Annotated in this window: 9 protein-coding genes; 4 read left to right on the top strand and 5 right to left on the bottom strand. The window is 42.7% G+C overall.

Going from position 1 to position 11,579, the window contains the following annotated elements; translation table 11 throughout:
• Nucleotides 1-6: 6 nt before the first annotated feature.
• The 5 genes from JV36_RS0101200 to JV36_RS0101180 all read right to left on the bottom strand — a co-directional run bounded on the left by JV36_RS0101200 (nt 7) and on the right by JV36_RS0101180 (nt 6,488).
• On the bottom strand, nt 7-1,482 hold the full coding sequence (locus JV36_RS0101200) for an oligosaccharide flippase family protein (protein ID WP_032097168.1): 1,476 nt from the start codon (nt 1,480-1,482) through the stop codon (nt 7-9).
• Nucleotides 1,479-2,627 (bottom strand): glycosyltransferase family 4 protein, encoded by a 1,149-nt coding sequence (locus JV36_RS0101195; RefSeq protein ID WP_032097169.1) that lies wholly within the window; start codon nt 2,625-2,627, stop codon nt 1,479-1,481. The genes JV36_RS0101200 and JV36_RS0101195 overlap by 4 nt, the downstream gene beginning before the upstream one ends.
• Nucleotides 2,624-4,135 (bottom strand): exosortase A, encoded by a 1,512-nt coding sequence (gene xrtA / locus JV36_RS0101190; protein WP_052010295.1) that lies wholly within the window; start codon nt 4,133-4,135, stop codon nt 2,624-2,626. Before xrtA ends, JV36_RS0101195 begins: the two co-directional genes overlap by 4 nt.
• A gap of 97 nt (nt 4,136-4,232) precedes the next feature.
• Nucleotides 4,233-5,072 (bottom strand): XrtA system polysaccharide deacetylase, encoded by an 840-nt coding sequence (locus JV36_RS0101185; RefSeq protein WP_032097170.1) that lies wholly within the window; start codon nt 5,070-5,072, stop codon nt 4,233-4,235.
• A gap of 3 nt (nt 5,073-5,075) precedes the next feature.
• The gene (locus JV36_RS0101180; RefSeq protein WP_032097171.1) at nt 5,076-6,488 is read right to left on the bottom strand and encodes a TIGR03013 family XrtA/PEP-CTERM system glycosyltransferase; all 1,413 of its coding nucleotides are present in this window, start codon (nt 6,486-6,488) and stop codon (nt 5,076-5,078) included.
• Between the two features lie 150 nt (nt 6,489-6,638).
• Between JV36_RS0101180 and JV36_RS0101175 the strand changes: the two genes are divergently transcribed.
• The 4 genes from JV36_RS0101175 to JV36_RS0101160 are packed head-to-tail and all read left to right on the top strand — an operon-like array spanning nt 6,639 to nt 11,470.
• The gene (locus tag JV36_RS0101175; RefSeq protein ID WP_032097172.1) at nt 6,639-7,271 is read left to right on the top strand and encodes an XrtA/PEP-CTERM system exopolysaccharide export protein; all 633 of its coding nucleotides are present in this window, start codon (nt 6,639-6,641) and stop codon (nt 7,269-7,271) included.
• A gap of 31 nt (nt 7,272-7,302) precedes the next feature.
• Nucleotides 7,303-8,871 (top strand): XrtA system polysaccharide chain length determinant, encoded by a 1,569-nt coding sequence (locus tag JV36_RS0101170; protein ID WP_032097173.1) that lies wholly within the window; start codon nt 7,303-7,305, stop codon nt 8,869-8,871.
• On the top strand, nt 8,872-9,816 hold the full coding sequence (locus JV36_RS0101165; RefSeq protein ID WP_032097174.1) for an XrtA-associated tyrosine autokinase: 945 nt from the start codon (nt 8,872-8,874) through the stop codon (nt 9,814-9,816).
• Complete coding sequence (locus tag JV36_RS0101160) at nt 9,797-11,470, top strand: TIGR03016 family PEP-CTERM system-associated outer membrane protein (protein WP_152561595.1); 1,674 nt, start codon at nt 9,797-9,799, stop codon at nt 11,468-11,470. The genes JV36_RS0101165 and JV36_RS0101160 overlap by 20 nt, the downstream gene beginning before the upstream one ends.
• Nucleotides 11,471-11,579: the final 109 nt, after the last annotated feature.

Here is an 11,579-nt window from a genome sequence, read left to right as displayed (position 1 = left end):
TGATGATCAGCGACCCAATGAGGTTTTTATGATGGAGAGTATTTGCTTTGCCGTCTTCGTATTTTTCAGCAGCATCAATATTGCCCCCATGCCGATAATAAAAAGAAGCGAAAAGCAAACGCATGTCCCACTTAAAACAAACATGTTCTCGTAAATAGTTGGGGTATTATTTGTAACAAACACGAGTCTTGCTAAAGAAGCTATCCAAACGCTTAAACCCGCAATACTGGCAATCAAAAACGCCCATACAAAAACACTAGCGGCCATAGCAAGATACGCCTGATACATTATTATAAAGAGTAAAAATGTGGTAGCTACGCCAGCAATAACACGATAAAAGGCTACACTCGCAATATCAGCCGACGTCGAAAACGCATAACCGAGCACGGCTAATATACACAGTAACGTTAGCATATCGAAAGCGAACAGCCCCTTCACCTTGCCCTGTGCGATTAGCGCTATTTCAAGCACGTATATAACGCCCCAATAAACAACTAACCAAGAAAGTATGCGCAAAACATCGCCCGCGGTACTCCACTGATTGCCAAGTAATGTAAGTGCAATAGGCTCAGAAAATACCGATATAAAAACAGCAATGGGCAGAGAAATCATTAAGGTAATGATTACGGCAGTAGACACCTGTTGATAGAAATAGTCACGAATGTGAACCGTACTTCGCAAAGAGGATAATACCGGCTCAAGCGCTGGCGCTAATAAATAATGTCCCGGCATCATCGCCAGTTCTCTTGAAAGGTGATATTGCCCCAACGTGTCTGCGGCGAAGTATCGCGATACGAATATTGTGTCAGCCTGCGATCGCAAATAACCAACAAGGTTTTTACCTAACATCCACGATGAGAAGGTAAATTGATCTCGCCAAGCAGAAAGCCTATAGTGCGGAAGTTTTTTAAACCACACATAGCTAAGTATTACGCCAGCAAAACACGCCGCTAAATCGGCAATAATAAACGCCCAAAAGTTTTTGAGTAGCAGAGCTGCAGATATCACTGTAACGAAGGCAATTAGCTTTTCGGCAATACTTAACGCAAATATGCCGTTATATCGCACCATACGCTTTTGCTGTAAAAGCGATGGCGACTTCAGCGCATTTAATGGCATGATTAACGACACTACTATAAGCCCTGTGGCTATCTCTGGCTTATTAAGAACCTCAGCGATCACCCCAGACGCACCCGCAAGCACAAAACAGATAAAACATTTCAGTAGTAGATTAATCGTCCAGGCGGTATCCAAATCACCGGCGCGAAGGCGGTGCTTCTGCATGATATATTGTTCGGTGGCAACATTACCAAGCACATCAAAAAAATATAACGCTATGCTTACAGCTGCAATAACACCAAAATCTGAAGGCGTTAACAGCCTCGCTAATATCAGCGTGCTGATAAGCCCAATAAATTTACTGAGTAATTTGGCGCTTGCAGATAGAAAAGCGCCTTTTGACAGCGTGGATAATTGAGTCACTGCTCGAACAGCGACTGTGCTTTTTTCACGTGATTAACCCAACTAAAACGCTCACGCGCATAATCGGCAACATCTACCTTGGTATCGTTGATAGACGTCTTTTTCAAAAGCTTTGTTAAGTTATTGAAAAGGCTATCGGGTGAACTGCAGTCAATAATGTGGCCAGTTTTACCAACATCCATAGTTTCACGTGTACCGCCAGAATCCCCCGCAATTACAGGTTTACCGCACACCTGTGCCTCGACCAACACCATGCCAAAACCCTCGATGTCATTGGCTATTGTTCTGTTGGGTAAAATAAACACATCACACTGTTGATAACACTGAATAAGCTCGTCATCGTTCATGTCTGAGTATATACCCACACTGTCATGCAGATTATTTTGCTCTACCATGGCGGTAAGCTCGTCATGGCACTCACCTCTTCCAACCACCGCATAAAAAAGGTCAGGAAACTCTTTAAGTAATTGGGGCATAGCCTCGACTAAATAGTCTTGTCCTTTTCTTCGCTGTAATCGGCCAACGGTAAGTAAAACTCGCTTACCATGCCATCCAACTTTTTGACGAAAAGCCTCATCTGGCGGCGCGGGAATAAAACGCGACACATCTACACCAGGATGCAGCACTTCACATTTCTCTTTCGTTTCAAACTCTAATTTCTCGATTAAACCAGCCGAATTTTCGCTGTTACAGATAAGTGTTTTTGCGTTTTTGCACACACTTTTTACAAGCAAGCTGTGTTCTCTGCTTGTTGCCGCTGTCTCCACATCCTCACCATGCACAAAACAGCGGTATTGAGTGCCCGATAAAAACTTTAAGCCTCTTGCAATAACACCTTCAGGTATCACTCTTCCGCAATGCACTTCATCTATATTGTGTTGCTTTACCAACTTTCGAATGGCAGCGATAGTCTTAGCGTAGAACCTAACTCCCTCTATGCTAGCCACCCCCCATTCAGCACATTCTAGCTGAATTCGGATAATGTTGAGATCGTGCGTCTCATCAAACAAGCGACCTTCGTCAGTGTCGTTTGCAACAACGATTACATTTTCACGAGGTAGCCTTGAATATAGCTCCCAGAACCACCGGCCGCTTCCTCCTTCCTTGGGGGGAAAGTTTTCTGTTAATAACAAAATTTTTTTCATTTTTTGATTTTACTCATAACTTCTGTCAATGCACTTTCCATTTCGGCCACGTCGTGGCCATTTTGCGTAACTATCCACATTGTTCCACTACTTGGCTTACCAAGAAGTACATTCTTAAGTTGATAAATTTTTGTTCTTATTGAGCTTGTAAAAACATTGCCATCAAGCTCATACCACCTTACAACGCTAAACGTTTCACCCGTTACAGAGACAATACGCTTAACTTCAAAAGAGACATCCTTGCCGGTCACCATCTTAAGTTTCACGTTAGTAGTGCTGCTCAAAGAGAATTTTTCGGGATCGTATAACCTGTGTAAATTACTTACCAGTTCGTTATCACCCTCGCTAAACCAAGCTCGGTAAACCTGCGCATTACACTCCGAGTTGGCTAAGAATACTTGCTCCTGCGTGTCAGGCACGTTAACTAAAGGCTGCCAATTACTTTGCTTACAGCTATCATCACTGAACGGAGCGAGCCTTAATTGTTCGGTCTCGAGTTTAGTAATAGAAGCTCCCTCAATGATAGTGACCCAAAGCAAGCTGAATATGAGCAAGGCAACAATTATTGTGATGGCAGGCATACTAGATTTCATGGAGTGAGACGTGCGTATCTCTGAGATACCAGGCTTTTCGCAAACTGAGTGAGACTCCCTCATCAATTCTCCAATTCCCAACAAACAAACAATGACAAAGGCAAAAAAGAACCACCCATAAATTAAATGGTCTGCGCCAGCGGCATGCTCCATGTCAGTCCAATAAGCAATAAGAATAATACCGTACACGCGCACTATATTGGCCAGAACCGGAAAGATAAGCGATATAATAACAAATACGGCTTTGCGCTTTGCCGACACTAAATTTAAGTAGGCGTATAAGCTGCCAATCACAAAGCTGGCGATAAAAAAGCTTACCCCAGAACAGGCTTCTGCCACTAAAAAGCGACCTTGTGGTATTTCTATATACAAACCACTTCTAAAAAGAGGTACACCCGTTACCTGTAACAAAGCGACTGACCCATCTGCCGCTACTTCTTGAAGATAGGGTATTAGCTGCTCTCCCACTGGGACGCTGAATAGCATAAAGCATAAGGGAAAAAGAACGGTTTTTGCCGCTTGAGTGCCTATCATCAACCATATTAATGCGGGTAGCAGAGTGAAAGTCGCAGTATGCATGAATAATTGTATGTCACCTGCCATACCCACAATATAAAGTAGAATAGCAGGAACAATAACAATGAAAGCAAGAGGAGTAGAATGTATTGGTTGGGATAGAAGTGTATCGCGTTTTAAATAAATGAGGTACAGCGCCCCAGGAACAATGAAAAAGCCATGATTAAATATTTCATTTCCGTACCAAACGCTTACGACAGTGGTCAGCCCCTGCCACGTAAACGCAATCCATAATGCTATAAGTACACAAAAAGCTAAATAAAAACGACTGTTTTTTTTGAAAGAGAGGTCTAACTGTCTGCCTACGTGCACATCCTGTTTAGCATCCACATTGTTCATGAGTAGCTTATCCTTATTATTATTTTAAGCTGTCGATACTGCTTATCTGCTCTGCACTTCGCTTTTATTTATTTTGTTAGTTCTGTTTGTTTTGTGATTAGGTTATGTCATACGCCGTTTGCATACTTACCCAATTAAAGTCGGTTAGCAGTTTTTCTATTTTGCCTTCCATTTTTGAAAGGTTGATATAATGTCGCACTTTTGATTTCCATGGTGCGGTTTCAAATTTTGGTTGCTGGGCGTCTATTTCCCAAGGGTGAAAGTAAAAGCTGTAGGGCGCGGCCTCTGCCTGCATAAATTCATTAATTCTACGTTTTGAAAGCCAGTATGGATATAACCTAAAATATCCGCCCCCGCCTATACCCACATTAGTTCCCTTTTTGCGAATAGTGGGAATAGGTATCTCGATAAGCCCATTGTCTCTAGTGTATTTAAACCGCGGCCACTCAGGCACACCATACAGATCGTGATTGATGGGATACGTACTTGATGAGTAGATAAACCCTAACTCTTTAAGAATATCGTAAGCCCATGTGTTCGAGTCGTTGATGGAAAAGCTTGGTGCTCTATATCCTTTTAATGCTACGCCGCCAATATTCTCAAGAATATCCTTGCTTTCGCGCACATCACTGCGAAATTCATCTGGGGTCATGGTGGTAGCGCGCTGGTGCGCTAAGCCGTGGCTTGCCAGCTCATGGCCTTCATTAACAATGCGCTTAATAACATCGGGGCAGCGCTGCGCTACCCATCCAAGGGTAAAGAACGTACTTTTAACGTTATTTTTTGCAAATAAATCTAACAAGCGATGGGTGTTATCGCCAACGCGCAAGCTAATACTGTTCCAGTCTTTTTTATCTACCACACCTTCAAAGGCCGATACCTGAAAGTAATCTTCAACGTCTACCGTCATCGCATTTAAACGATTATCTAATTTCATTTTTTAGCGACCCTTTCCGAACAAAACAATTTCTACAGTTCTAATTAAAATAAGAATATCTAACAGCAGACTTTGGTGTTTAACGTAGTACAGGTCGAACTTTAGCTTTTCCATGGAATCTTCAACACTTGCACCGTATGGATAGTTGAGCTGTGCCCAACCCGCCAAGCCAGGCTTCACATTGTGACGTTGATTGTAATAAGGAACTTCACGTACTAATTGCTCTACAAACTGTGGGCGCTCTGGGCGGGGGCCGATAAAAGACATTTCGCCTTTAAACACGTTAAGCAGCTGGGGTAACTCGTCTACCCGGTATTTACGGATAAAATTACCTATACGCGTTACTCGTGTGTCATTTTTGCTGGCCCATTTAGCGCCATCTTTTTCAGCGTCGGGGCGCATACTGCGAAATTTTATTATATTAAAGAGCTTACCGTTAAGGCCAACCCGCTCTTGCTTGTAAAATACTGATACTCCTGTTCTGCGCCCGTCATCAATATATATTACCAGCGCAGTAAACAACATTATGGGCCACACAAAGAAAAATATGACAAAAGCTATTAGAGCGTTGAATGTGTAATCAAGTGAGTCACGTAAATAGTTTTGCGTTTGAAAGCCATTCGAGTAGATAACCCAACTAGGGTACATCAGGTTCACAACAATTTGCCCTGTTTCACGCTCCATAAAATCAAGTAACTCAGTTACTTCTATACCGCGTAATCTGCAGTCGAAAAGCACTTCTACAGGTAACGTTCCGCGTCGCTGATCGCACGCTATTACTATTTCTTCTATTTCGTTATCTGATATGAACTGCTGAAAACTATCATCTATTTTAAGATGAATAAGCTTCTCTTTACGTATTCCCTCTTCTCGATTATCTCCAGGAATAGGAACAAACCCGACAAGCTCAAAACCTATCCTATCTACATCTCTTCGCATTCGCTTTTCGATGATAGACGCTCGCTCTCCTGCACCAAGTACTAATATTCTTGCCTTTCCAAGCCCAAGAAGACCCAAGCGGTTAGTAAAATAGCGAAATATTACTAGCGTAATTATTATGGCGCTGACGGCTGCAGGTAGAAAATAGGAGTCCATTAAAAGATTATCAAAAAAGGCTCTGCTCATAACTTCAACTAAGAAGTAGCTTAATCCTACACTCACAAAAATTCGGCGAATTATGCCGCGAAATGTCTCGCGTAGCTTTGCTTCGTATAAGCCAACGGATAGCGAACACAGTAAAATAGCAACCGTTAGCATCCCTACATTTACAATTAGCTTTTCTATCGTAACAACCGGCGACAACTCCATTTGCGAAAGAATAAAGTGAGAGATGTAGCCCATATAAGAAATAAGCAACGCCTCAGAAAGAACAAGTATATTAGAGCGCTTACTTTGATTACGTTTGTTACTTGCCACCCCTGGCCTCCAAAAAAACTACAGCATTTAACCCATCATAAAGGGATTTATTACAATAGACTAGAATTGTTATTGGCATTATAGTGACAATTACCGTAGGGTAAACGCGAAAAGCACAAATTAACCATAATGAGTGTAGGAAGATCTCTTATGTTCCGTTTTAAAACGCTGTCTAAATACTGTATCTCACTTGTTTTACTTGGCTTATATGGCTGTAGCAATACAGGTGTCCTGCCTGAAGCTACTACAAGGGCATCACTAACCACCGACGTCAATGCCTACCAATATCTAATCGGCCCCGGCGACTCGCTTACTATTTTTGTATGGCGAAACCCAGAGGTGTCTGGGCAATTTATTGTAAGGCCTGACGGTAAAGTTACCACTTCTCTTGTGGAAGATATTGATGTGGCGGGCAAAACCCCTACAATGCTGGCCCGACAAATTGAAGAGCAGCTAAGTAAGTACATTAATAACCCTCGCGTGACCGTTAGCGTGAATAATTTTTCTGGCCCGTTGAGCGAGCAGGTGCGAGTGATTGGCGAAGCGACAAACCCGAGCGCTGTGAGCTACACCGAACACATGACGTTGCTTGATTTGATGATTGCTGTAGGCGGATTAACCGAGTTCGCTAACGGCAACGACGCGAAGTTAGTGCGAGTGGTCAATGGAAACCAGCGCACCTACGAAATTAATATAGACGATTTGATCAGAGATGGGGATATTTCTGAAAACGTAGATATGTTACCAGGCGATATCGTTATAATACCAGAAGCTTGGTTTTAAACTGTAAGTAGTAAACGGAACAAAATACAATATGCAGGATTTACAACAAACGCTTACCCAAATTCTCGATTACGTAAAGGGAGTTTGGATAAAAAAGCGTTACGTAATTATATTTTCATGGCTGATATGTCCTATCGGCTTTTTTTATGTCGCCTCTTTACCCGACACGTACCAATCCAAAGCACAGGTCTTTGTTGATACACGCTCAGTATTACAACCTCTCTTACGTGGTTTAGCTATACAAACTAATCCAGACCAAGAAATTCAGATGATGGCAACAACGTTACTGAGTAGAAGCAACGTTGAGAAAATTGCTCGCGAAAGCGATTTAGATATTACCACTGCGACTGAGAGCGAATTCGAAAGCTTAGTTACAGCACTGACAAAAAACATTAACTTATCGTCTACCGGACGCAGCAACATATACAATATTTCTTACTCAAACGAGAAACCGATAATTGCCCAGCGTGTTGTGCAAGAAACATTAGACTTATTTGTAGAAGGCTCTCTAGGCAACAGCCGACGAGACACCGACACCGCCGGAAGATTTTTAGACGAACAAATTGCTGAGTATGAATCAAGACTGGCAGAAGCTGAGCAACGTTTGGCCAACTTTAAGCGCCAGTATAACGACATTTTGCCGCTATCTGGCACTTACTATTCCAGACTTCAGGGGCTAAACAGCGAACTGGAGGCAACCCAGCTTCAAATTAAGCAAACTCAACAGCAAGCTGCGTCATTAAACGAGCAAATAAGCGGCGCAAAGCGCACCGACAATTTTGGCGTTACCAACCAAGAAGAGCCCGCACTGCGCACTCGCTACGATGAGCGTATTCGAGGTTTAGAAGAAGAACTAGACAGACTTACATTGCGCTTTACCGATTTACACCCTGATGTAGTAGAAACCAAAGCATTATTGGAAAGCTTGGAGAAAGCACGAGCTCAAGAAATAGATGCATTCTTAAATCAGTCTGATGAAAACGGTAGCCAACCGCTTACAGAACTAAACAGAGAGATCAAGCTTGAAGCGAGCAGACTCCAAAGCCAGATCGCGTCTCTTCGAGTAAAAGAAACTGATTTGCAGAGCAAAATTGTAGAATTAGAAAGTAAGGTAGATTTAATTCCGCAAATAGAGGCTGAGTCGACAGCGCTAAACCGAGACTACAGTGTAACTCAGCAGAAATACCAAGAGTTACTATCGCGTAAAGAATCTGCAGACTTATCTAGACGTGCTGACGTTTCATCAGAGGACTTGCAGTTTCGTATTATCGAGCCCCCGCTGCTGCCGAAGCGCCCTTCAGGCCCGAATCGCCTAATATTCTATACAGCGGTACTTGTCATTGGTTTTGGAGCTGGGATTGCAGTTGCTTTCTTAATTAGTCAGCTAAACCCCATATTGATAAGGCCTAAACAGTTGCTTACTGTGTCTGACTTCCCTATTTGGGGAACGGTAACCCACTTGAACATAGAACAAATAAAGAAAAGTAACCGAACACGGTTGATTGTCTTCCTTATGTCCAGTGGTGCGATTTTAGCCATGTACAGCATTTTAATGGCAGCAGAAGTTATGAACATTGACTTGTTTGGAGGGCTTATTTAAATGAAAAACACTATAGAAAAAGCGCTTCAGAAACAAAAACAAAGTAAAGCAGCTGAGCTTGAGAAAGCGAAAAATACAGAAGAAGTTAATGTTGCGCAAGAGTTTCCCGTAGAAGCGCACAGCGTCCTATCTGATGATGCAGCGGCTGAAAAGGTTACGGCCAATACAGACACAGCAGTTAAAACAGATAGAAAGGCTCCTGAGCAGTATGGGTTTACTATTGATTTTGAGCGATTGGATAAAAATGGTCACATATCACTAAACGGCGAAAGAAAGCAGATAAACGAAGAGTATCGAGAAATTAAGCGAAAGCTCTTAGCCAACGCCTTCGGAGCTTTGGCAAAAACATTGCACAACCCGAACATTATCATGGTGACCAGTAGCCGCCCATCAGAAGGCAAAACCTTTACTGCTACCAACTTAGCCATGAGTATTGCCTCTGAGCAAGATAAGACAGTTCTTTTAGTGGACGCCGATGTACTTAAGCCTAATGTACTAAGAACATTAGGCCTAGAGAACAGACAAGGGCTTATGGAGTACTTGAAAGGTGATGTAGCAGACATTGCTGACGTACTTTACCCAACCAATATTGATAAGCTTAAAATAATCCCGGCCGGTCGCTCTCACCATCTCTCAACCGAATTACTCGCCAGTCAAAAAATGCACGATACGGTAGATGAGTTTGCAAATCGCTATCCAGACCGAATCGTTATTTTCGATACTCCTCCACTAATAGGCATAAACGAGAGCGCAATTTTGGCAAACTTTGCTGGGCAGGCCGTAGTGGTTGTAGAAGAAGGTAAAGCTAAAATGTCAGACATTAAATTGTCTGTTGAACGACTTAATCCAGAAATGGCGATAGGCTTTGTGGTTAATAAGTCGGTACACAATGATACCGATGGAAGCGGATATTATGGATATTATTATGCCGAGCGAAAGAATTAACACACAAATAAAGAGACTTGTAGTCGCTGCCTTGGCATCTGCGGTAGCTCTAGCTTTTAGCGGGCATGCGAGCGCCAAATTAGAAGTAACGGCGACAGCCTCAGCAGAAAGTGTATTTCAAGATGTTGATTCCCAAGATAACGGTACATTTTCGTTTACAACGCTTTCTATTAACCCAACGGTAAATGCCTCTTACCAGTCACGAACCTTTAATGGTTTGTGGCAGGGTAAGCTTACGCATCTTGAACGCGACCAGAATGATGCAAGTCGTGATGACACCTACGGTGAGTATAGCTATTCTGCTAATTGGGCACCGCTTGATGAGCTTCTTGTTTTTCAGGCCTCTGGGGCGCTTAGTTATCAAAACGCTCAGGCAGGCAACTTTTTAGTGTCCGATTTTTTTACTAATGCCGATGCATTGGCAAAAACGCGCTCAAACAGAATAGGTGTTACTACCACAATCTCGCAAGGCGACTGGATTCGAGGCACAGGGCAAGCTTCCTACTCTGATGTTGCCTCTGAGCGAAATGCTTTAAATAATGGCTTTGCGCTTAATAACGATACTTATCAGCTGTCAGGTACATTGGCTAACGGCGACGAAGCAAAGTACTTGATTTGGAATATTACCGGCAGTTTTCAAAACACTGATAGAGCACAAGCTAACCAAGGTGCATTTATCTCTCGTAATGCCTCTGGGTTTGCCGATATTCACTTTTTACCCAATTGGGCTGTGAGAGTTACTGGAACACACGAGGGCAATCAAATATCGGCCCGAACTGACACCAGCAGCTTGGTACGTAAATTCGACTCTTATGGTGCGGGTATTACCTATCGCCAAAGCACAAACCGCTTCATATCGTTAACCGCGAACACAACAAGTTCAGACTTAGAGGATGACGACAACGAAACCTTTATAGGGTTAGACGCCCAGTGGGCTTTAAGCACTCGAACGCAGATTTCAGCGACCTACGGTAGACGTTTCTTTGGTGAAACAGCTTCTGCAAACATCAGCTACAACTCAAAATATTTCCGAACTGCTTTCGGTTACTCTGAAGATGTTACTAATGTTTCACGATTACTTGCAAACCCAGAAAATTTGGGGGTGTTTGTGTGCCCTGCTAATTCGGGCTCTATTGCCAGCTGTTTTCAACCCAACAGCTTGAACTATGTGCCAAACGCAGATGAACAATTTGTTCAGATAACCACGCAAAACCTAGAGTTTAATGACGACATCATTATTCGAAAAGCAAGCAACTTCCAATTGGGATATGACTTTTCGCGAGTTACTATTGGAATGTCTTTCCGTTACTCTGAAGACGATGCCATTGACCAAGACAGGTTAACTCGCACTTATTCTTTTGGCTCTACGTTAGCTTATAGACTAGGAAGCTATACCAATATTAATGCCAGCGTAAATTACGCAGAGATAACTCAACGGTCAGACACATTTGAAGGTGGAGACAGTGAAAACTGGAATGCTTCACTTGGTTTAGAGAGAACCTTCGGTAGGTCGCTTACTGTGAGTGCAGATTTGAATTATGTTGATAGAAGTGGCGATCTACTGAACGGCGGTGGCGGAATAGGCAACGGCTTCTTCGGTGCAAACTTCACTGATAGACGCTTAACGCTAGGTGTAACTTATACCTTCGATTGATTCGTGTTATTGATGCAAACTCGATGGTAAGCAACATTAAAGCATCGTTTTGTTTTAGAAAGGGCAAAATTTAATCGCCCTTTCTATAACCACCAGTTTTTCTCTTTAG

Source organism: Alteromonas sp. LOR, assembly GCF_000753865.1.
Taxonomy (GTDB): Bacteria; Pseudomonadota; Gammaproteobacteria; order Enterobacterales; family Alteromonadaceae; genus Alteromonas.
This window is presented reverse-complemented; position numbering and strand designations above follow the sequence as displayed.